Origin of the sequence: Pseudomonas sp. IPO3747 (assembly GCF_013385245.1) — a bacterium.
Classification (GTDB): Bacteria; Pseudomonadota; Gammaproteobacteria; order Pseudomonadales; family Pseudomonadaceae; genus Aquipseudomonas; species Aquipseudomonas edaphica.
Window position 1 is genome coordinate 198,756 of sequence record NZ_JACAQL010000010.1, and the last position, 21,093, is coordinate 219,848.

Consider the following 21,093-nt stretch of genomic DNA (forward strand, 5'->3'; position numbering starts at 1 on the left):
AAACCTGGTTTAAACGATCACCGACACGGCCAACGGCAGGAAAACCGCCGTGCCCACGCCCATCAGACTCATGGCCAACGCCGCGAAGGCGCCGCACTCTTCACTTTCCTGCAAGGCCACCGAGGTGCCGACGGCGTGGGCGGTCATGCCCAGCGCCATGCCACGCGCCTCGGGGCTGTGCACACCGAGGCGCGACAGGTACGCCGGGCCGATCATCGCACCGATCACCCCGGTGATCAGCACAAACACCGCCGCCAGCGCAGCCACGCCACCGATCTGCTCAGCCACCAGCATGGCAATCGGCGAGGTCACCGACTTGGGCGCCATGGTCATCAGCATCATGTGTTCGGCGCCGAACCACCAGCCCAGCAGCACACACAAGCCGGTGGCCACCACCCCGCCTATCACCAGCGTAGTAAAAATCGGCCAGAACAATTGACGAATCCGTCGCAGGTTCAAGAACAGCGGCACCGCCAAAGCCACCGTCGCCGGACCGAGCAGGATGCCCATGATCTCGGTGCTCTTGCGGTACTCGACGTAGGTCAGGCCGCAACTGAGCAGCACGCCGATCACCAGCAGCATCGACACCAGCACCGGCTGCAGGAAGACCCAGCGGGTTTTCTCGAATGCCGCCAGCACCAGTTGATAGGCGCCGAGGGTGATGCCGATGCCGAACAACGGATGATGAATAACCGCAGCCCACGCGCCCTGCCAGTCGCCGATCATTGATCGCGCTCCTTGCGCTTGACCATGCGCTGCATCAGCACGCCGACAAAACCCATGGCGATCACCAGCGACAAAACGAGCGCGCCGATGATGGCCCAGAAATCGGCGGCAATGTCCTTGGCGTAGACCATCACGCCCACCGCCGGCGGCACCAGCAGCAACGGCAAGTAACGTAACAGGCTGCTGGCGGCCAGGCTCAGGGGCTCGCCGACTTCACCGCGCCAGATCAAAAAAACCAGCATCAGCAGCAAGCCAATAATCGGCCCCGGCAGCACCGGCAACAGCAAATGGTTGATCGCGGTGCCGATCAATTGAAACAGCACCAGCCAGGTCAGGCCCCGTAACAGCATCGCTCTCTCCCCCCTCTAAAGCTGGGACGCATTATAAGCACGCCCGCCATATGCTTCGGCATTCGCCAAAAGCATGGTGGGTTGACCGGGTGGGTTGCCCATGATGATCTACATTGGTTCTCTGTAACTCATAAAAAACAGAATCGATGAACCAAGGAGAGTCGCAATGCCCTATGTACCTGTAGCGCAGCTCAAAGATTATGTCGGCAAGGAACTGGGACGTTCCGAATGGCTCACCATCGACCAGGCGCGTATCAACCTGTTCGCAGAAGCCACCGGCGATCATCAGTTCATCCACGTCGACCCGATCAAGGCCGCCAAGACCCCGTTCGGCAGCACCATCGCCCACGGTTTCCTGTCGCTGTCGTTGATGCCCAAGCTCATGGAAGACATCCTGATCATGCCCGAAGGCCTGAAGATGGCGGTCAACTATGGGCTGGACAGCGTGCGTTTTATCCAGCCGGTAAAGGTTAATTCCAAAGTCCGCCTGAACGTCACCCTCACCGACGTGACCGAGAAAAAACCTGGCCAATGGCTATTTAAGGCCACCGCCACCCTGGAAATCGAAGGCCAGGAAAAACCTGCTTACATCGCCGAGTCGCTGTCACTCTGCTTCGTGTAAGGCCGGGCCTGTGGCGAGGCAATAAACCTTGCCACAGTGTATGTAAATTTATGTATGAATCTCGCAGCTGCGGCATACTCGGCGCTCAATTATCCGGATCCCGCTATGCGCCCACTCGCTCCCCTTGCCCTTGCCCTGTTGCTCACCGCTTGCGGAGACGGCGAATCGCTGTTGCCGCCCGATGCGCGCCTGCCCGACGGCGGCCGTTACCGGGGTGATGTGGTCAACGGTTTGCTGCAAGGCCAGGGCCGCGTGGACTACCCCAATGGCAGTTGGTACGCCGGCCAGTTCGACAAAGGCCAGTGGCACGGCCAGGGCGAATGGCATGGCAGCAACGGCGAGGTCTATAAAGGCCAGTTCCAGCAAGGCCTGTTCGATGGCCAAGGCAGCCTGACCACGGCGGGCAGCAGCTACGTCGGCGGTTTCAAGAATGGGCGACGCAACGGAGAAGGCACCCTCAAAGAGGGGCAGATGACCTATCGCGGCGAATTCAAAAACGATCAATATTCCGGCCTTGGCCGCCTGGAATTGGCCGACGGCAGCCAGTACCAGGGCCAGTTCGTGCACGGCAAACCCAATGGCGAAGGCCAGCGCAACGACGACAGTGGCAACCAGTTCAGTGGTCGTTTTGTCGATGGCCAGCTTGAAGGCAATGGCACCTTCAACAGTGCCGACGGCGATATCTATGTCGGCCAGTTCAAACAGAACCAGCTCAACGGCAAGGGCCGTTATGAAAACGCCGACGGCGACGTGTGGATCGGCCAGTTCAAGGAAGGCGCGCTCAGCGGCAAAGGCGAGTTGATCGGTGTGGACGGCAGCCACTACGTGGGCCAATTCAGCGAATGGCGCTTCAGCGGCGAAGGCCGTCTGAACCTCACCGACGGCAGTTTCTATGTCGGCGGTTTCGACAGCGACAGCTACCAGGGCAAAGGCACCCTGGTACTCACCGACGGCACCGTGCAGGCCGGCACTTGGGTCAACGGCATGCGCGTGCGCGATGCCGACGGCAAGTTGCTGCCCGACCCACTGGAGGTCGGCATACTGGCCCAGGGCCGCTTGCTCGATGCCGCCCTTGCCGCCGTGCCACCCTCCACGCCTGCCGTCGAGCTGTACACCCTGGTATTGGCCGGCGATGGCAAACAAAGCGTGTTCCTGCGCGAAGCCGATTACGTCAGCAACATGCTCGCCACGCGCTTCGGTGCGCGCGGGCAGATTCGTCTGGTCAACCACCGCGACCACATCGCCGACCGCCCGCTGGCCACCCGCGAAAGCCTGCGCCGCGCTGTGCAAACCCTGGCCGAACGCACCGGGCCGCAAGACCTGGTGTTTATCTACATGACCAGCCACGGCACCCACGAACATGAACTGGTACTCGACCAGCCGCGCATGGAGCTGGCCGACCTGCCCGCCGACGAGCTGGCCGCCGTGCTTGCGCCGCTCAAGGACCGCGACAAGATCATCGTGATTTCCGCCTGCTACTCCGGTGGGTTTATCCCGGCCCTGAAGGACGAGCACACGCTGATCATGACCGCCTCGCGCGCGGATCGCGTGTCCTTCGGTTGCTCCGAGGAAGCGGACTTCACCTACTTCGGCGACGCCTTGTTCGCCCAGGCCTTCAACCAGACCGACGATTTGCAACAAGCCTTCAAACTGGCGCAGCTGCACGTGGCCGAGCGTGAACAGGCGGACAACTTCGAAGCCTCTGAACCGCAGATCTGGGCGCCCAAAGGCGTGATCGCCCACTGGCAATTGTTACGTAAACAGCAGGCACGAAAGGCGCTCGAAAGCGTCTCAATGAATAGCAAGGAAGCCAAAGGCAACTAAGCTGTAACGTGTAACAAGGGGGAAACACCATGTACCTGACACCTCAGCATATCCTGCTCGCCGGCGCCTCCGGCCTGACCGGCGAACACCTGCTCGACCGCCTGCTCAACGAACCCACGGTGACCCGCGTACTGGCACCTAGCCGCAAGCCGTTGGCCGAACACCCACACCTGGAAAACCCGGTGGGTGACCCGGCGGTGTTCCTGCCGCAACTGAGCGGCCAGGTTGATATCGCCTTCTGCTGCCTGGGCACCACGATTAAAAAAGCCGGTTCAGAAGAAGCCTTCCGTGCGGTCGACCTGGACATGGTGGTGGCCTTCGCCAAGCGCGCACGGGAGATGGGCGCGCGGCACCTGATAGTGATCAGCGCGATCGGCGCCGACCCGAAGTCCTCGATTTTCTACAACCGCGTCAAAGGCGAAATGGAGCAAGCGCTCAAGGCTCAGGACTGGCCGCAACTGACCATCGTGCGGCCTTCGTTGCTGCTGGGGGAACGCTTGGAATCGCGCCTGGCCGAGAAAATCGCCGGGCCGTTATCGCGGTTGATTCCGGGCAAATACCACGGTATCGAAGTCTGCGAACTGGCCCGCGCCATGTGGCGCCTGGCGCTGGAAGAGCAGGATGGCGTGCGGGTGGTGGAGTCGGATGAGTTGCGCAAGCTCGGCAAATGATCTAGCAGCGCCTGTGCGGGCCCCATCGCAGGCAAGCCAGCTCCCACCTTTGGAAGGCATTCCCCTGTGGGAGCCGGGCTTGCCCGCGATGGGGCCCGCACACTCAACGCAACACTAAAGCCCGCCTGTTGCGTTAAACCCCACACCCAACACCGTCAATAACGACAGCGGCAACAGCAAGGTGTCGAGCAACGCGCTGGCCGGCAGATCCACATGCGGATAGCTCGGCGCCTCAGCGCCAAATCGATCCTTGGCGCAACAGCCGCCATTGATCGCATACACATCCAGCCGCGTGCCGGCATACACCACCGGCGCCCCGGGTTGCGCGGCATCCAGCGTGCGCGCCGTGGCGCAGCCCGTCAGTTGCAGCGCCAACACCATCAACAGTGCCTTATTCATCGCTGCTCAAATGGTGCTCGCCCCAACGTGGCAGCATGTCCTGGGGAATGTTCAGCAGGTTGAGAATGCGCGCCACCACAAAGTCCACCAGGTCATCGATGGTTTGCGGCTGGTGATAAAACCCTGGCGAAGCCGGCAAGATGGTCACGCCCATGTTCGACAGCTTGAGCATGTGCTCCAGGTGAATGCTCGAATACGGCGCCTCGCGCGGCACCAGGATCAACTGGCGGCGCTCCTTCAAGGTCACGTCAGCCGCCCGCTCGATCAGGTTGTTGCAGGCGCCCGTGGCAATCGCCGACAAGGTGCCGGTGGAGCACGGCACTACCACCATCGCCGCCGGCGCACCGGAGCCGGACGCTACCGGCGACATCCAGTCTTCTTTACCGTACACCTTGATCTGCCCGGCAGCCGCGCCGGTGTACTCGGTGAGGAAGGCTTGCATCATCTGCACCTTGGCCGGCAGTTGCACATCCGTCTCGGTGGCCAGCACCAGTTGCGCGGCCTTGGAAATCAGGAAGTGCACCTCGCGGTCTTCGCGCACCAGGCAGTCCAGCAAGCGCAGGCCGTAAGGCGCACCGGACGCGCCGGTCATCGCCAGGGTAATGCGTTCCGGGCCACTCATTTGAGCGCCTCGGCCAGCTTGCCGTGCAGGCCACCGAAACCGCCGTTGCTCATGACCACCACATGGGTGCCGGGCTTGGCTTGATGTTTGACGTGTTCGATGATCGCTTCAATGGAGTCGCACACGATGGAAGGCACCGTGCACAGCGCCGCAATCGCCGGCAGGTCCCAGCCGAGGTTAGTCGGGGCGTACCAAACCACCTGGTCGGCGTCGTTGACGCTTTCCGGCAAACCATCGCGGTGCGCGCCGAGTTTCATGGAATTGGAGCGCGGCTCAATAATGGCAATGATATTGGCATCACCGACGCGCTTGCGCAGGCCATCCAGCGTGGTCGCAATGGCTGTTGGGTGGTGGGCAAAGTCGTCGTAGATGGTAATCCCGTTCACATCTGCGACTTTTTCCATACGGCGTTTCACGCTCTTGAACGCGCTCAAGGCGGCGATGCCCATGGAAGGCACCACGCCCACATGCCGTGCGGCCGCCAGGGTGACCAAGGCATTGGCGACGTTATGTTGACCGGTCATGTCCCATTCGACGACGCCTTGGGCCTCACCCTCGAACAGCACTTCAAAGCGCGAGCCGTCTTCGCTGAGCAACTTGACCTGCCACTGCCCGCCCGCGCCGGTGGTTTGCACCGGCGTCCAGCAGCCCATGTCGATCACGCGCTGCAGGGCCGGCTCGGTGGTCGGGTGGATCACCAGGCCTTCGCTGGGGATGGTGCGCACCAAATGGTGGAACTGGCGCTCAATGGCGGCCAGATCAGGGAAAATGTCCGCGTGGTCGAACTCAAGATTGTTGAGGATCGCGGTGCGCGGGCGGTAATGGACGAACTTGGAGCGCTTGTCGAAGAAGGCGCTGTCGTATTCATCGGCCTCAATCACAAAAAACGGCGTATCGCCCAAACGCGCCGACACCGAGAAGTTCTGCGGCACACCGCCGATCAGGAAACCCGGGCTCATGCCCGCATGCTCAAGCACCCAGGCCAGCATGCTGCTGGTGGTGGTCTTGCCATGGGTGCCCGCCACAGCAAGAACCCAGCGGCCTTGCAGCACATGGTCGGCCAGCCATTGCGGGCCGGAGACATAGGGCAAGCCCTTGTTGAGTACATATTCGACCGCCGGGTTACCACGTGACATGGCGTTACCGATCACCACCAGATCCGGGACCGGGTCGAACTGTGAGGGGTCGTAACCTTGGGTCAGCTCAATACCCTGGGCCTGAAGCTGCGTGCTCATGGGCGGATAAACGTTGGCGTCGGAGCCAGTAACGTGATGGCCCAACTCTTTGGCCAGGACCGCCATCGAACCCATGAATGTGCCGCAGATACCCAGAATATGAATGTGCATAGTTGACCTCGTAAACATCGAGGCAGGTTAGCGCAGGGAGTAGGAAATCGCACCTTTTAAACGGTCAGCGGGCGAGCGAAATGCGTCTGGCATTTCGCTCGATAGTGCCATCCTCAAGCGATGGCGGGTGCTTGAGTGTTGCGCTGACTGGCTTTCAAAGCAGCGAGCAAACGCAGGTTTTCATAGGCCTCGTCCATGCGCTTGAACTTCTTGTCGATCAGGTCAAGACGCCCTTCTACATCGGCAGGTATGGGTTCGCCGGGTTTATATGGTTTAAAAATAATTCCGTTCTGCCGAGTGATCTTCTTCAATTGTTGCTCAGAGAACCTGAGTATCTTTTCCAGGTTGCTTAAGCGTGCGTCGTTATCGGTTGGCCAACGTTCACTCTTGGTAAATACACGGTTGTTCTCGCCCAACAGAATCATGACGGTGGAGCCCATGCCCAACAGCTTTATCTCGAAATCATCCAGGCGCTGGTCAATCGTGCCTGCCGAATCGGCTGTCGAATCGGGCGTCGAATCAACGTGCTCGGCAGCGTCACCTTTTTTGGGCGGGCTGCTGGCGCCGGGCAAAAACGGTGGCGGCAATACACCAGGGGCGTAAGAAGACTTGATCCGCTCTCCGGCGGCCACGGAGCCTGCATAGGCTGCTACGTTGATCGGCGCGCTGACCATCCCGGTGATACCGGCACTGATAGCCGCATCACGAGCAACGCGCAGGGCGCTTGGCCCGGTATCAATCACACCGGCCTTGACCAGTCTGTCGGCATCAAAAACTCGCTTGGCAGCCTCCGCCACACTGATAGGCGCCTGCTTGCGCAAATTGGCCATCATCAACTCGTCATTGGCCTTGATTTTATTGATCTGCATGACAGTGCTCCCCGCGTCCTTGAACCCACCGCCCTGGGGCTTGGGTGCAGGCCCGGGCTTGCTCGGCGGCGCGGGTTTAGGATCTGGTTTCGGCTTGGGCGGCACGGGCGGACGTGGGCGCGGTGGTAGCGGCGGCGGCCCAGGAGCAGGAGCAGGTGGTGGAGATGGAGGCCTCGGCCCCCTTCCACCTCCCCACTTGAGGTTTTTGCTCTCGATGGCCCCCTTGGTTTGCGACAAAGGCCAATCAGCAGGATCAGCTTTATACGACTCGAGCTGCGCAGCAGGCTGGTCGACGGATACAGGGTGTGAAGCAATGAAAGTGGCCATTGAAGGAATAATGTTCATAGTGTTCACCAGCGTGATTGTTATTGTATGAAAACACTCTAAGCAGTTGCCCTGAATGAGTGGGCACCCCACCCAGTACAGTTCCAGCCAGAGCCTGCCAACACGCCCTGTAAGACAACGCCGTCTCACGGATGAAGCACAGCGTTAAACTCGACACTTTAAGCGTTCCCACCTACCTTGCTGTTCGAGCTATCTTTTTAGACTTGCACAGCCGCTCAGGCCGGCGCTGCAGCGCACTTTCGTACGCGATGAACGTGTTCATCCCGGCCCAGCACTTCTCTATGCCAATCAATCAGCGCCGATAGCGCTATGCGCAAGATCAGCAGAAACCGGAAGCACTCACATAAGCACGTCATAAAAAATTACTTCACCCGCAAGAAAAGCCCGCACTCTTCAATCAGAGTGCAGGTCAATCAGAGTGCAGGCGTTCAGCGCAGCGTCGACCTCGTTCCCGCCAATCGCCTGACCCGTGACACGCGCCCGCCTACTAGTTGGCACTGCCCGATACTTTCCCCTTTAAGACACCGAACAGTGCCGTCAGGGCCGCCAGCCTGGAATCGATGACAGCTGTGCGGGTCTTTATATCGTCGCTATCACCGCCCGAGGTAGCAGGTTGAAACTTAACGCCGTACTTTTGTGCATCCTTAACCAGTTCTGGCTCGCAATAGTCAAGTATTGCATCGAGAGAATCCAAACGTTCTTCATCGGTTTGCGCTGCCCATTTGTCCGATGGCCCAACATGCCCTTCGCCCCGCAGATTGGCTAAGGTATTGGCCACTTGAAATACACTTGTCTGCTTACGATCGACGAGCTTTCCTTCATCAACGGGGGCGCCCTCAGCAACGGTGACACCCTCAGCAACGGTGACACCCTCAGCAGCGGTGGCACCCTCAGCAGCGGGGGTTGCACTGAGGTGAGGCTTAATAGTTTCATTGATAGTTCCGATGGTCACAAAAGCAACTATCGTAACTGGCAAAGTAATCGATGAAGTCACCAGTGCATTTTTATACGCCTTACCCAGCTCAAACTTGGACTCCGCCCCTGAGGCTTTGCTTAAATCCGCTGCATTTTCCTCAAGCGCTCGAGAAGAGAACGGTGGAACCTCTTGCCCATCGACTCGACCCGGTGTGGGCTGACCGAACAACTTGTCACGGGCTTCAGCATCTTTTTGCGTTTGCCACTTTTTCCTGTTCGCTTCTCTATAGTCAGCCACTTGCGAAGCAGTGGCATTTGTATCAGTGGCCTGCCCCGGCTGTCGTTGGCCACTGGCGTGCCCCGGGCCTTCGAGGGATGTCACTTGTTTATCAATGAACCCCTGATCAAAACCGTTATTGCTACCGTCTGCGGGTTTGGCCGCTACCGCGCCCTCTATCTTGGGAGCATCAGGTGTTCTTACAGGGCTAGGCGGCTCGCTTCTGGTCCATCCGCCACTGAAAAAATTCGAAATTCTTGAGCATACCAATGGCCGTTCAACTGCATTTGCAAATATCATAACGTTCTGCCTAATAATTAGTTTAATTAGAAAGCCATCCATTTCCTTCAGCCATTAGGTGACACAAATACCTCATACAGTTCCAGGCTATAAAAAAATACACACTCGCCACTGACCTACAACAACGTCGGCAAAAACGATCCAGGCACACAGGCACAGTGCGTCAGCCGCACGGATACTAAAAATCGCAGCCCGACGACTCAACCAAACGCGAACTTATTAACAACTCAGACGGGCACGGCGACTTTTTCGCTAAGCCGCGCCCGTTAAAACCATTATGGTTTATCCGAAGGCGTCAGTGCATTCAGCACTCCAAACTGTGCTAACTGAGGGCCAAAGGGTGTATTGGTAACAGTACTGTATGCATACCAAGCGCCCTTTTTAAATAGCGCAACTACTGGCCTGCTTACACCGTCCGACTCCACCTGATAGAAGCCCTTGACAATATCACCCTCCTTGTAACTTCCTGTCACCTCATAAAATCTGTAATTCCCTTTCAGTCGAGCAAGCACCTCATCTGAATGTTTGCGCACCGTCTTTAAATCCTTACCTAAGGCGACTATCCCCCGTTTAAAGTTTTTCGGCAGATCAACGATATCGGTAACACCCACAGAAGCACCGACCCCTGCAAAAAAAGACCGCTTGAGCACCTTGCCTGCTGACTTACCAAGCTTCAAGGCTCTATTCGCGGCACTTGCCCCAGGGAGAAAAAACCCTAAAAAATCGAACCCGATATTAAAAGCTGCGCCGGCAACATTGCCGTCGATCGCATCTTTAATACCATCATAGAAGGGAATAAGCGAAAGGAGAAAATTGTTGACAGCTTGATTAGCCCTGGTGTTCTTTTCAATCCTCGTTTCACCGAAAAGCTTTGTTTTTAAATAATCATAATCCTTGGTAAAAAAATCACCCACCGCGGCACCCAGCGAACCGTTCCGTTGAGAAAAATACGGCGTTCTTGCTTCACCGATTACATCAGGCGAATCACGCTCATTATTGGTGGCAAATTCTGTAAACACATTGTACGTGCCAGGGACTCGTGCCTCGTAACCCGGAGAAAAATACCTGCGATCGTCAAAATTTGGCTGCTCTGCCGGCACTCCCTTTTCCTTAACGATTTTTCCCAGGGCTGGAAAATAACTAAAGTACTCAACCGCCCCCTGCCCGCCCTCAACTTTCATAAGCAAGCCTTGCCCCCCTTCCAACTCTTTGAGTTCGTGTGGAGTGGGCTTTCGGGGTTGGCGCCCGGGGTAAAGCTGTAGGTTGTTCGTTTCCTCTGTGCCCAAAAAAGGACGAGACACTCGCATGAACGTTACAGTTGATTGACTTATACGCTCCTGTTCAGCCATAGACAGCAAAGACGCCTGATATTTGAACTGAATAGCCCACCCCGCAGCCTGAGTCTTTTTATAGCCCTCAAACTTCTCAGCAAACGTTTGACCGATATTGTTATCAAGCTCAGAAAAGCGAGACTTCATCTGCGTCCAAGGCAACTCTTTTTCATCACGTGACTTCCACCTGTCTGGCTCAAAAGGCTTCGTCATATAGACATCAAGTGGCGATACGATATAACGGCTATCCATGACACTGCATAAGGTTGTCTTCGTCGGATCAACATCCGGGTACACCCGTTTGAACTCAGACAGCGCCTCCGACTCCCGCGTCGGGGGCGGCTTCAACAACTCAGTGCGTGCCCATTCCAGCTCCCTTTTCTGCTTTTTTAACACGCGCTGTGATTGCTCAACTTCCTCGGGCGTATATTGACCGTCGGGGCTGTATTTTATCACCTTGTTAGCGACCCCCCACGCCCTAAGCGGATTGATCGACATGCTTGCTAACGCGTCCTCATCCTCAAGAATATTAAGTTGCACATCGGCATAGTCCACTATTTGACGAAACGTCATGTTTCCCGATGCGCCGCCGCGATCTCCCTGCTCTACCAGTGCAACCGCTATAGAAAATTCAGTCCACGTATAAGACCCAAAAACCAGTTCGGGAGGAATATTTTTTACTTTGAGTTCAGGGGCGACGGCGGACAGTAATAGCTGCGCAGCAAGAGGGGCCACATCCGCGCCCAGTTTAGTCTCAAGATAAGTCGTAAAACGTTTAACGATCTCAGAAGCGCTAGCCCCCATATTGTCGCGTTGATAGAGGTTATAACCCGCCACGTTGAAGCATGACTTATCTGGGTTAGGATCAAGGTCCTGCAAGAGTGCCGCAGTCAATGCCTCAATCGCACCGGTCGGCGACTCTGCTGAGCTGATTCTTTTTTGTATGTCCAGGCCCAACGTCTGTGCATCGGGCGTCCGAATGAGCTGGTCCAATGCCAATGAGGGATTGTCCAGAATCATCTTCTGGGCAGGCGCCCCAGGCCTGTTTATCAGGCTACGTATAAAACTGCCGGCTCCTGCGTGAGAATCAGGAGCCGGGCTTGCATGTTTCAACTTCCACGGATCCACTACCGCCTTCATCTTGCGCAACGCGGTTTTATTCAGCAGTCCCGCAATATGCCTGACGCCCCCACCGTCGGCCCCAGGCATCCGATGGGCAAGGTCAAAGGAGAGTGCGTTCGCCAAGCCAAGCGCCTGCGCACGGTTGCCAGGTAGCCTATGCCCCTTATTTTCGAGCATCTGAGCAACACTTATCTCCCGGCGCTGCTCCTTGATAAATAAACTTGAACGTCGGTCAATCGGGACCATAACGTTATTCAGATCTATTTTCCCTTCAGCATCGTCGACCTGGGCGTTCAGCGCCGCGATAAGTGCATGACGATTAGCGTCATCACCCAGCGCCTCGCCCTGCTCCACTAACGCCTCGACAGATCGCTGGGACGCATGACCCACAGGTGCGAACTCAAACGCTGACCCGGCCCTCAGTTTCTCTCGATGCGCAGCGGCTTGCGAAGGGGAGAGATCAATAGGTTCTGCGTAAAATCGACCCACCGTGTACAGCGGCACCTTACCGTCCGGCCAAGGATAACTGAACGCCTGCCCAGGCTTTGGAGCGATCACCCTGGCAATCGACAACAGCACCCTGGAGATGTCCGACCAACCCGAATTGTCTTCTAAGGAAAAAGTGTGGATCTTGCCATTTACAATTCCCGTCAATTCCCCGGCGAACGGATCCACTTTGAGGCTTTTGCTATCAAGGCCCTGTTCTTTCGCCCACGATAAAAACCCCCGGCCTTTAAAGGCGTCGTCCAATTGGGTCCGCCAACGACCGAGTGTGGACTGCGCAGGCACTTGAACATCCATTGGCCCCATTGAGGTGTGAAAGGAGCGCGTCGCTAATGCTAACGCGTAGGGCCTCGCCAACTGAGCGTCAGCCACCGCCCGGGTTTCGGGGGTGTCAGGCACCTGAGCATCCGTGTTGCGTTCATCATGTGCTTTATCGGTGCTAACCCTGGCGCCAGCCGCAGGAGGCTCATCGGCCCCTGTACTGGATAAGATGGGTGATACTTTTACTGCTTCAATATTTGTCATTTCCACACCCGAACCCGAATAAAAACAAGTAACTATTCAGAGACTGAGTGGCTCACAACTATACAAATCACACAAAAAACATCAGGCAAGGTTTATCCAAACGTTTCAACCCACTTCTCTCATGGGCGACTAAAAGCGGGCACTATGAGGGCTGCAGTAACAACGCGCAGATCACGCGTGTGAACAACGTTCAATTCCGTGCCGGCGTAACTTCCTGTAAAGCGTATTCCGGCTAACGCCTAAACTTTCTGCCGTGCGGGACATGTGCCAATGTTGCTGTTTGAGTGCATTGAGTAACGCTACGCGCTCTGCATCGTCCAGAACGCCCCCCTGACGGGGATCTAAAGCCCTCACGGGGCGCGGTTGGCGAATGATGGGCGGCAGGTCTTCAACGCTGATTTTCCCGTCCTCGCACAACGCCGCCAAAGTACGCAACACGTTGCGCAATTGCCGAATGTTTCCCGGCCAGGCGTAGTCCAGCAGAGCGCGGCGCGCTGGCTCATCAAGCACCACCGCTTGCCCTGCGGCTTCCTCCGCCAGCAAAAACGCCAGTAATTGCGCTTTGTCGCTACGGTCGCGCAAGGGCGGCACGGCAATCTCAAGGCCGTTGAGGCGATAGTAAAGGTCTTCGCGGAAGCTACCGTCGGCAACACGCGCTAACAGGTCGCGGTGGGTCGCGCTGATGATTCTGACGTCCACCGCCTGCGGCGCGCCCCCGATGGGCACCACCACGCGGTCTTCCAGCACCCTTAAAAGACGGGTTTGCAACGCGAAAGGCATGTCGCCTATCTCATCGAGAAACAGGGTGCCGCCATCGGCCTGCTGTAATTTACCGCGCATGCCTTCTTTCAGCGCGCCGGTAAAGCTGCCGCCGCGATAACCGAACAACTCGCTTTCAATCAGGTTTTCCGGGATGGCGGCGCAATTAAGCGCAACGAAAGCCTTGTCGGCGCGCTGGCTGGCTTGATGCACCGCCTTGGCGAAGGCTTCTTTACCACAGCCGGTTTCGCCGTTGATCAACAGGGGCACGTCGCGCTCGAATACCCTGAGGGCCTTGCGAAAATCACTCTGTAACACCGGGTCGCCGAGGCAGATGCCCGGCAGGCGCGGTGCCTCGGGCTTGGCCATCGGCGCCGGCGGTGTACTCCGTGCCTGACCACGCAACGCAGCGAACAAATGCCGGCCATCGCGCGTACGCAACGGCCAGCTGGCGGTGGCATTGGCACTGGCGCGGCCGAGCAACTGGTCCAGCGAGCATTCGAAAAACGCTTCCACCGGCTGCCCCAGCAAACCGCCCCGCGCCTGGCCCAGCAGGTTCAGGGCGCTCTGGTTGACCGCACAGATACGTCCGTCACCGTCGAAGGCCAGCAGCCCTTCGCTGAACAACCCCACAGATTCCGCCTGCAAGTGAAAGCGCAGCAGCCAGTGCTTTTCAAAATGGCGCAGGAAGTAACAACTTTCGATCATCTTGGCCGACAAGTTCACCAACGCCATGGTGTGGAACTGGCTTTGGCGCGACACCGCCTCACGTGCAGAAGACACATCCAGCACGGCCAGCAGTTCTCCATGGGGATCGAACACCGGGCTCGCTGAGCAGGTCAGACCGGTGTGGCGGCCGCGAAAATGCTCATCGCGGTGAATGGTCAGCGACTGGCGCTCCACCAGGCAGGTGCCGATGCCATTGGTGCCCTCGCACGCCTCGCTCCAGTCGGCCCCCAGCCATAGCCCCGCACGCTCGAACACCTTGCGCTCGGCCGGCGCGGTAACGCAGTTGAGGATCACCCCACGCGCATCGGTGAGCAGCACCGCATGGCCGGCGCCGGAAAGTTGTTGATGCAGGCTGTTCATCTCACTGCCGGCAATGCGCAGCACTTGCTGCAAGCGCTCGCGACTTTCCAGCAGGCGCCCGTGTTCCAGCACGGTGGGCGCCATGGTCAGCGCGGGGTCGAGGTGATAGTCCTCCAGGCACCGCAACCAGGACCGGGCGATGGACGGGTCGCTGCCGGGGCCGTGGGCGAGGTCTTGCCCGCGGGTGACGGTGAGGACCTGTTGAGCATGGCGACTGAAATGATCGTTGTGCATGTTCTTATTATTCTCCCTGCGTGAGAGCAGCCAGCATCCCCCAGCCATCCGGCCATTGCAATCCCGCGCCGACCCACCGGTCACAGGGTGTATCGCTTATGGCACAAACTGTCACACCGTCTGTGCCAGCCTTGTCACCGTAACACCTCGCAACAAAGCTCAAACCCTTGATTTAACAGGTGTGTAAAGCGATGGCCCAACCTTTGCTCTACGCTTTATCACGCGCAACACCGCTGTACTCCAATAAACATAAAAGCAGGAGATACCCACCATGCGTTACGCACATCCCGGCACCGAAGGCTCGATCGTTTCCTTCAAGGCCAAGTACGGCAACTTCATCGGCGGCGAGTTCGTTGCGCCGGTGGACGGCAACTATTTCACTAACACCTCGCCGGTCAACGGCAAGCCCATCGCCGAATTCCCGCGCTCCACTGCCAAAGACATCGACAAGGCACTGGATGCCGCCCACGCCGCCGCTGACGCCTGGGGCAAGACCTCGGCCCAGGACCGCTCGCTGGTGCTGCTGAAAATCGCCGACCGCATCGAACAGAACCTCGAACTGCTGGCCATCACCGAGACCTGGGACAACGGCAAGGCCGTGCGTGAAACCCTCAACGCCGACATCCCGCTGGCCGCTGACCACTTCCGCTATTTCGCCGGTTGCATCCGCGCCCAGGAAGGCACCAGCGCCGAGATCAACGAACTTACCGCGTCCTACCACTTCCACGAGCCGCTGGGTGTGGTCGGCCAGATCATCCCGTGGAACTTCCCGCTGCTGATGGCCGCGTGGAAACTCGCACCGGCCCTGGCCGCCGGTAACTGCGTGGTGCTTAAACCGGCCGAGCAAACCCCGCTGGGCATCAACGTGCTGATGGAGCTGATCGGCGACCTGCTGCCGCCTGGCGTGCTGAACGTGGTGCACGGCTTCGGTAAAGAAGCGGGCGAAGCCCTGGCCACCAGCAAGCGCATCGCCAAGATCGCCTTCACCGGCTCCACGCCGGTGGGCTCGCACATCATGCACGCGGCGGCCGAGAACATTATTCCGTCCACCGTCGAGCTGGGCGGCAAGTCGCCGAACATCTTCTTTGCCGACATCATGAAAGCCGAACCTTCGTTTATCGAAAAAGCCGCCGAAGGCCTGGTGCTGGCGTTCTTTAACCAAGGCGAAGTGTGCACCTGCCCATCCCGTGCGCTGGTTGAAGAGTCGATCTACGACGACTTCATGAAAGTGGTGATGAAGAAGGTCGAGCAGATCAAACGCGGCGACCCGCTGGACACCGACACCATGGTCGGCGCCCAGGCGTCCGAGCAGCAGTTCGACAAGATCCTGTCCTACCTGGAAATCGCCAAGGGCGAAGGCGCGCAACTGCTCACCGGCGGCAAGGTTGAGCAACTGACCGGCGACATGGCCGGTGGTTATTACATCCAGCCGACCCTGCTCAAGGGCACCAATGAGATGCGCGTGTTCCAGGAAGAAATCTTCGGCCCGGTGGTGAGCATCACCACCTTCAAGGACGAAGCCGAAGCCCTGGCGATTGCCAACGACACCGAGTTCGGCCTCGGTGCCGGCGTATGGACCCGCGACATCAACCGCGCCTACCGCATGGGCCGCGCGATCAAGGCGGGCCGCGTGTGGACCAACTGCTACCACCTGTACCCGGCGCATGCCGCGTTTGGTGGCTACAAGAAGTCCGGCGTGGGCCGTGAGACCCACAAGATGATGTTGGATCACTACCAGCAGACCAAGAACCTGCTGGTGAGCTACGACATTAATCCGTTGGGCTTTTTCTAACCCTTCCCGATCGTTCCCACGCTCTGCGTGGGAATGCCGCCTGGGACGCTCCGCGTCCCGATGTCTGCACAAGGCTCAAGCCGGGTGCAAGGTGACGCAGAGCGTCACGGGATGCATTCCCACGCAGAGCGTGGGAACGATCTCGCTTGCTACACACAATAATAACAACGGACGGTACTTCCCCATGCCTAGCGAACCCACTGGCTCTTCCGTCGACTTCGAAAAAGTCGGCACCGACTATTTCCAACAACGCGAACTGAAAAAAGGCGCCGCCGGCTGGGTGCTGCTGGTCGGCCTTGGCGTTGCCTATGTGATCTCCGGCGACTACGCCGGTTGGAACTTCGGCCTGGCCCAGGGCGGCTGGGGCGGCATGTTCCTCGCCACCTTGCTCATGGCCACCATGTACCTGTGCATGTGTTTCTCCCTGGCCGAACTGTCTTCCATGATTCCTACCGCTGGCGGTGGCTACGGCTTTGCCCGCAGCGCGTTTGGCCCTTGGGGCGGGTTCCTCACGGGCACCGCCATCCTTATCGAGTACGCGATTGCTCCTGCCGCCATCGCGGTGTTTATCGGCGCCTATTGCGAGTCGTTGTTCGGCATCGGCGGCTGGATGATTTACCTGGCGTTCTACATCATCTTTATCGGCATCCACATCTTTGGCGTGGGTGAAGCCTTGAAGCTGATGTTTGTGATCACCGCCGTCGCTGCGATTGCCTTGGGGGTGTTCCTGGTGTCGATGGTGCCGCACTTCAACGTCGCCAACTTGCTCGACATGCCGGTGACCGAGGCCAAGGGCGCCAGCACCTTCCTGCCGTTTGGCTATGTTGGCGTGTGGGCGGCGATTCCCTACGCGATCTGGTTTTTCCTCGCCGTCGAAGGCGTGCCCCTGGCCGCCGAAGAAACCAAGAACCCCAAGCGCGACCTGCCCCGCGGATTGATCGGCGCCATTGTGGTGCTGACCAGTTTTGCCCTGTTGATTCTGGTGATTGCGCCCGGCGGCGCCGGCACCTACGCGCTGATCAAATCGGGTAACCCGCTGGTTGAAGCACTGGCGTTGTCGTACGGCGGCTCGACCTGGATGGGCAGCTTCGTCAATCTGGTTGGCCTGGCCGGGCTGATCGCGAGCTTTTTCTCGATTATCTACGCCTATTCGCGGCAGATCTTTGCCTTGTCTCGCGCCGGCTACCTGCCGCGCAAGCTGTCGCAGACCAACAAAAGTAAAGCGCCGGTGCTGGCATTGGTGATCCCCGGCATCATCGGTTTCGGCCTGTCGCTGACCGGCCAGGGTGATTTGCTGATTCTGGTGGCGGTGTTCGGCGCGACCATTTCCTACGTACTGATGATGGCCGCGCACATCACCTTGCGCATCCGCCGCCCCAAAATGGACCGCCCGTACCGCACGCCGGGTGGCATTTTCACTTCCGGCATCGCCCTGATACTGGCCTGCGTGGCCGTGGTAGCGGGCTTTCTGGTGGACCCACGGGTGGTGATTGGCGCTGCGATCATCTATGGAGTATTAATTGCTTACTTTGCTTTCTACAGCCGGCATCACTTGGTAGCAGGCACGCCCGAAGAGGAATTCGCGGCGATCCAGGCCGCAGAGGCCGCCTTGCACTAACTGCCGTAAACCTCGATGCGGGCGCCTTACTCACGGGCAGCCCGCGTCGCCAAGGAGACACTGTATGGCAAGCTTTACCCACGCGGTAGGTACACAGACCTACCGCTTCGACAGCCTCAAAGACGTGATGGCCAAAGCCAGCCCGGCGCGTTCCGGCGACTTCCTCGCGGGCGTGGCGGCGCAGAACGACGGCGAGCGCGTCGCGGCGCAAATGGCGCTGGCGAATATCCCGTTGAAACACTTCCTCGAAGAAGTGCTGATCCCCTACGAAAGCGACGAAGTCACCCGGCTGATCATCGACACCCACGATAAACAGGCGTTCAGCGCCGTCAGCCACCTGACCGTCGGTGGCCTGCGCGACTGGTTGCTCAGCGATGCGGCCGACGAACATTCCCTGCGTGCCTTGGCGCCCGGGCTGACCCCGGAGATGGCCGCCGCCGTCTCCAAAATCATGCGTGTGCAGGACCTGGTGCTGGTGGCGCAGAAGATTCGCGTGGTCACCCAGTTTCGCGGCACCATGGGCCTGCGCGGGCGGTTGTCGACCCGCCTGCAACCCAACCACCCGACGGATGAACCGGCGGGCATCGCCGCCAGCATTCTCGACGGCCTGCTCTACGGCAACGGCGACGCCATGATCGGCATCAACCCGGCCACCGACAGCATCGCCTCGATCTGCGCCATGCTGGAGATGCTTGACGCGATCATCCAGCGCTACGAAATCCCCACCCAAGCCTGCGTGCTGACCCACGTGACCACCTCCATCGAGGCCATCAACCGTGGCGTGCCGCTGGACCTGGTGTTTCAGTCAATTGCCGGCACCGAGGCGGCCAACGCCAGTTTCGGCATCAGCCTGAGCGTGCTGCAAGAAGGCTACGAAGCGGGTTTGAGCCTGAATCGCGGCACCTTGGGCCAGAACCTGATGTATTTCGAAACCGGCCAGGGCAGCGCCTTGTCGGCCAACGCGCACTTTGGCGTCGACCAGCAAACCTGTGAAACCCGCGCCTACGCCGTGGCGCGGCATTTCAAGCCGTTTTTGGTCAACACGGTTGTAGGCTTTATCGGCCCGGAGTACCTGTACAACGGCAAGCAGATCATCCGCGCCGGCCTCGAAGACCACTTCTGCGGCAAGCTGCTCGGCGTGCCGATGGGCTGTGATATCTGCTACACCAACCACGCCGAGGCCGACCAGGATGATATGGACACGCTGCTGACCCTGCTGGGCGTGGCCGGGATCAACTTCATCATGGGCATCCCCGGCTCCGACGACATCATGCTCAACTACCAGACCACCTCGTTCCACGACGCCCTGTACGCTCGGCAAACACTGGGTTTAAAGCCGGCGCCGGAGTTTGAGCAGTGGCTGGCGAAAATGGGCATCTTCACCCAAGCCGACGGCAAGGTGCACTTTGGCAACAGCCTGCCACCGGCGTTTCGCCACGCCTTGAAGCAATTAGGATGAAGGAGCCGCCTGTGCAACTCGACCTGCCTGACAACCCATGGCTGGAACTGCGCCGCCTCACGCCTGCGCGCATTGCCCTGGGCCGCACCGGCACCAGCATCCCCACCAACGCGCAGCTGGATTTTCAATTCGCCCACGCCCAGGCACGCGATGCGGTACACCTGCCCTTCGACCATGCGGGCCTGAGCAGCCAAATGGCCGAGCGCGGGCGTGACAGCCTGTTGCTGCACAGCGCTGCGGTGGACCGGCACATGTACCTGCAACGCCCGGATTTGGGCCGACGCCTGAGTGATGAGTCAGCCCAGAGCCTGCGCGACTATGCCGCCGCCAACCCAGGCGGCGTGGATTTGGCCGTGGTGGTGGCCGATGGCCTGTCGGCGCTGGCGGTGCATAAACATACGCTGCCGTTTCTTACGCGCATGGAGGAACAGACCCAGGCTGAAGGCTGGTCTTTATCGCCAGTGATTCTGGTGGAACAGGGCCGCGTGGCAGTGGCCGATGAAGTCGGCCAATTGCTCGGGGCCAAGATGGTGGTGATTCTGATCGGCGAACGGCCGGGCCTCAGCTCGCCGGACAGCCTGGGGCTGTATTTCACCTACAACCCCAAGGTCGGACTCACCGATGCCTACCGCAACTGCATCTCCAACGTACGACTGGAGGGCCTGAGTTACGGCATGGCCGCCCATCGCCTGCTTTATTTGATGAAAGAGGCATGTCGTCGGCAGCTGTCGGGGGTCAACCTCAAGGACGAGGCGCAGGTTCAGACCATTGAATCGGATGATCCTGACCTGATGAAAGGCAATTTCCTGCTCAGCCCACCCAATGACTGATAGCTGCACGATTGCGCTTTTTTGCGTCATTAGGCAGCATCGAGTCACGGCCGCTTGTGTGGTCATACACCCATTTGGAAGTTGAGGCCTGGCATGCGGATTACTCAAGCGACCCTGGAACACCTGGACCTGCTGACCCCGTTGTTCGTCAAGTACCGTGAGTTTTATGGCGCGCTGCCCTTCCCGGATTCGTCGCGGGCCTTTCTGGAAAAGCGCCTGCGCCGCAAGGAGTCGGTGATCTACCTGGCCCTGGCGGATGATGACGACAAAAGGTTGCTGGGATTCTGCCAGCTGTACCCGAGCTTTTCGTCGCTGTCGCTTAAACGCGTGTGGATCCTCAACGACATCTACGTCGCCGAAGATGCCCGCCGGCAGTTGGTGGCCGACAACCTGATGCGCACCGCGAAGAAGATGGCCAAGGAGACCCAGGCCGTGCGGCTGCGGGTGTCGACCAGCAGTGACAATGAAGTGGCGCAGAAGACCTATGAGTCGATCGGCTTTCGGGAAGATACGGAGTTCAAGAACTACGTGCTGCCGATCAGTGAGGACTGAGAAAACACCAGC

General features: G+C 58.9%; 17 protein-coding genes. 8 read left to right on the forward strand and 9 right to left on the reverse strand.

The window, feature by feature from the left end:
* Nucleotides 1-9: 9 nt before the first annotated feature.
* Together HX790_RS16790 and HX790_RS16795 are read right to left on the reverse strand one after the other, a co-directional pair.
* Nucleotides 10-726, reverse strand: coding sequence for an LrgB family protein (locus HX790_RS16790; RefSeq protein WP_017136043.1), 717 nt, complete (start codon nucleotides 724-726; stop codon nucleotides 10-12).
* On the reverse strand, nucleotides 723-1,076 hold the full coding sequence (locus HX790_RS16795; protein WP_138453376.1) for a CidA/LrgA family protein: 354 nt from the start codon (nucleotides 1,074-1,076) through the stop codon (nucleotides 723-725). The genes HX790_RS16790 and HX790_RS16795 overlap by 4 nt, the downstream gene beginning before the upstream one ends.
* 166 nt (nucleotides 1,077-1,242) lie before the next feature.
* Here HX790_RS16795 and HX790_RS16800 point away from each other — a divergent pair, with 166 nt between their 5' ends.
* The 3 genes from HX790_RS16800 (at nucleotide 1,243) to HX790_RS16810 (ending at nucleotide 4,193) form a co-directional block, all read left to right on the forward strand.
* A complete protein-coding gene (locus tag HX790_RS16800; protein ID WP_099547585.1) occupies nucleotides 1,243-1,698 on the forward strand; it encodes a MaoC family dehydratase in 456 nt (151 codons plus the stop codon).
* Between the two features lie 105 nt (nucleotides 1,699-1,803).
* Nucleotides 1,804-3,522, forward strand: coding sequence for a C13 family peptidase (locus HX790_RS16805; RefSeq protein ID WP_017136041.1), 1,719 nt, complete (start codon nucleotides 1,804-1,806; stop codon nucleotides 3,520-3,522).
* A 29-nt stretch (nucleotides 3,523-3,551) separates the two neighbouring features.
* Nucleotides 3,552-4,193 carry an oxidoreductase gene (locus HX790_RS16810; protein ID WP_017136040.1) on the forward strand — a complete coding sequence of 214 codons (642 nt, stop codon included), beginning with the start codon at nucleotides 3,552-3,554 and terminating at the stop codon, nucleotides 4,191-4,193.
* Nucleotides 4,194-4,307: 114 nt separating this feature from the next.
* Here HX790_RS16810 and HX790_RS16815 read toward each other — a convergent pair whose 3' ends face one another.
* The 7 genes from HX790_RS16815 to HX790_RS16845 form a co-directional block, all read right to left on the reverse strand.
* Nucleotides 4,308-4,592 (reverse strand): YceK/YidQ family lipoprotein, encoded by a 285-nt coding sequence (locus tag HX790_RS16815; RefSeq protein WP_017136039.1) that lies wholly within the window; start codon nucleotides 4,590-4,592, stop codon nucleotides 4,308-4,310.
* Entirely contained in the window at nucleotides 4,585-5,214 is a 630-nt protein-coding gene (gene ubiX / locus HX790_RS16820; RefSeq protein WP_017136038.1) for a flavin prenyltransferase UbiX, read from the reverse strand. The genes HX790_RS16815 and ubiX overlap by 8 nt, the downstream gene beginning before the upstream one ends.
* Nucleotides 5,211-6,560 carry a UDP-N-acetylmuramate:L-alanyl-gamma-D-glutamyl-meso-diaminopimelate ligase gene (gene mpl / locus HX790_RS16825; RefSeq protein ID WP_017136037.1) on the reverse strand — a complete coding sequence of 450 codons (1,350 nt, stop codon included), beginning with the start codon at nucleotides 6,558-6,560 and terminating at the stop codon, nucleotides 5,211-5,213. Before mpl ends, ubiX begins: the two co-directional genes overlap by 4 nt.
* A gap of 113 nt (nucleotides 6,561-6,673) precedes the next feature.
* Nucleotides 6,674-7,774, reverse strand: coding sequence for a hypothetical protein (locus HX790_RS16830; RefSeq protein WP_232626319.1), 1,101 nt, complete (start codon nucleotides 7,772-7,774; stop codon nucleotides 6,674-6,676).
* 487 nt (nucleotides 7,775-8,261) lie between these two features.
* Nucleotides 8,262-9,308, reverse strand: coding sequence for a hypothetical protein (locus tag HX790_RS16835; RefSeq protein ID WP_017136035.1), 1,047 nt, complete (start codon nucleotides 9,306-9,308; stop codon nucleotides 8,262-8,264).
* A 233-nt stretch (nucleotides 9,309-9,541) separates the two neighbouring features.
* Nucleotides 9,542-12,748 (reverse strand): hypothetical protein, encoded by a 3,207-nt coding sequence (locus HX790_RS16840; RefSeq protein WP_157786480.1) that lies wholly within the window; start codon nucleotides 12,746-12,748, stop codon nucleotides 9,542-9,544.
* 171 nt (nucleotides 12,749-12,919) lie between these two features.
* On the reverse strand, nucleotides 12,920-14,830 hold the full coding sequence (locus tag HX790_RS16845; RefSeq protein WP_017136033.1) for a sigma-54-dependent Fis family transcriptional regulator: 1,911 nt from the start codon (nucleotides 14,828-14,830) through the stop codon (nucleotides 12,920-12,922).
* A 271-nt stretch (nucleotides 14,831-15,101) separates the two neighbouring features.
* Between HX790_RS16845 and HX790_RS16850 the strand changes: the two genes are divergently transcribed.
* The 5 genes from HX790_RS16850 (at nucleotide 15,102) to HX790_RS16870 (ending at nucleotide 21,081) form a co-directional block, all read left to right on the forward strand.
* Nucleotides 15,102-16,622 (forward strand): aldehyde dehydrogenase family protein, encoded by a 1,521-nt coding sequence (locus HX790_RS16850; RefSeq protein WP_058420203.1) that lies wholly within the window; start codon nucleotides 15,102-15,104, stop codon nucleotides 16,620-16,622.
* A gap of 184 nt (nucleotides 16,623-16,806) precedes the next feature.
* Nucleotides 16,807-18,240 carry an ethanolamine permease gene (gene eat / locus HX790_RS16855; protein ID WP_017136030.1) on the forward strand — a complete coding sequence of 478 codons (1,434 nt, stop codon included), beginning with the start codon at nucleotides 16,807-16,809 and terminating at the stop codon, nucleotides 18,238-18,240.
* Nucleotides 18,241-18,304: 64 nt separating this feature from the next.
* Entirely contained in the window at nucleotides 18,305-19,699 is a 1,395-nt protein-coding gene (locus HX790_RS16860) for an ethanolamine ammonia-lyase subunit EutB (RefSeq protein ID WP_017136029.1), read from the forward strand.
* On the forward strand, nucleotides 19,696-20,529 hold the full coding sequence (eutC, locus tag HX790_RS16865; RefSeq protein ID WP_017136028.1) for an ethanolamine ammonia-lyase subunit EutC: 834 nt from the start codon (nucleotides 19,696-19,698) through the stop codon (nucleotides 20,527-20,529). Before HX790_RS16860 ends, eutC begins: the two co-directional genes overlap by 4 nt.
* A gap of 93 nt (nucleotides 20,530-20,622) precedes the next feature.
* Nucleotides 20,623-21,081: an N-acetyltransferase gene (locus tag HX790_RS16870; RefSeq protein ID WP_017136027.1), complete on the forward strand. Its 459-nt coding sequence runs from the start codon at nucleotides 20,623-20,625 to the stop codon at nucleotides 21,079-21,081.
* Nucleotides 21,082-21,093: the final 12 nt, after the last annotated feature.

Bases quoted from the DNA above. Each gene is read 5' to 3' on its own strand.
- HX790_RS16790 (WP_017136043.1), bottom strand. From the start codon at position 726: ATGATCGGCGACTGGCAGGGCGCGTGGGCTGCGGTTATTCATCATCCG.
- eat (WP_017136030.1), top strand. From the start codon at position 16,807: ATGCCTAGCGAACCCACTGGCTCTTCCGTCGACTTCGAAAAAGTCGGC.
- HX790_RS16800 (WP_099547585.1), top strand. From the start codon at position 1,243: ATGCCCTATGTACCTGTAGCGCAGCTCAAAGATTATGTCGGCAAGGAA.
- HX790_RS16860 (WP_017136029.1), top strand. From the start codon at position 18,305: ATGGCAAGCTTTACCCACGCGGTAGGTACACAGACCTACCGCTTCGAC.
- ubiX (WP_017136038.1), bottom strand. From the start codon at position 5,214: ATGAGTGGCCCGGAACGCATTACCCTGGCGATGACCGGCGCGTCCGGT.
- HX790_RS16805 (WP_017136041.1), top strand. From the start codon at position 1,804: ATGCGCCCACTCGCTCCCCTTGCCCTTGCCCTGTTGCTCACCGCTTGC.
- HX790_RS16835 (WP_017136035.1), bottom strand. From the start codon at position 9,308: ATGGATGGCTTTCTAATTAAACTAATTATTAGGCAGAACGTTATGATA.
- HX790_RS16850 (WP_058420203.1), top strand. From the start codon at position 15,102: ATGCGTTACGCACATCCCGGCACCGAAGGCTCGATCGTTTCCTTCAAG.
- HX790_RS16830 (WP_232626319.1), bottom strand. From the start codon at position 7,774: ATGAACATTATTCCTTCAATGGCCACTTTCATTGCTTCACACCCTGTA.
- eutC (WP_017136028.1), top strand. From the start codon at position 19,696: ATGAAGGAGCCGCCTGTGCAACTCGACCTGCCTGACAACCCATGGCTG.
- HX790_RS16840 (WP_157786480.1), bottom strand. From the start codon at position 12,748: ATGACAAATATTGAAGCAGTAAAAGTATCACCCATCTTATCCAGTACA.
- HX790_RS16795 (WP_138453376.1), bottom strand. From the start codon at position 1,076: ATGCTGTTACGGGGCCTGACCTGGCTGGTGCTGTTTCAATTGATCGGC.
- HX790_RS16845 (WP_017136033.1), bottom strand. From the start codon at position 14,830: ATGCACAACGATCATTTCAGTCGCCATGCTCAACAGGTCCTCACCGTC.
- HX790_RS16815 (WP_017136039.1), bottom strand. From the start codon at position 4,592: ATGAATAAGGCACTGTTGATGGTGTTGGCGCTGCAACTGACGGGCTGC.
- mpl (WP_017136037.1), bottom strand. From the start codon at position 6,560: ATGCACATTCATATTCTGGGTATCTGCGGCACATTCATGGGTTCGATG.
- HX790_RS16810 (WP_017136040.1), top strand. From the start codon at position 3,552: ATGTACCTGACACCTCAGCATATCCTGCTCGCCGGCGCCTCCGGCCTG.
- HX790_RS16870 (WP_017136027.1), top strand. From the start codon at position 20,623: ATGCGGATTACTCAAGCGACCCTGGAACACCTGGACCTGCTGACCCCG.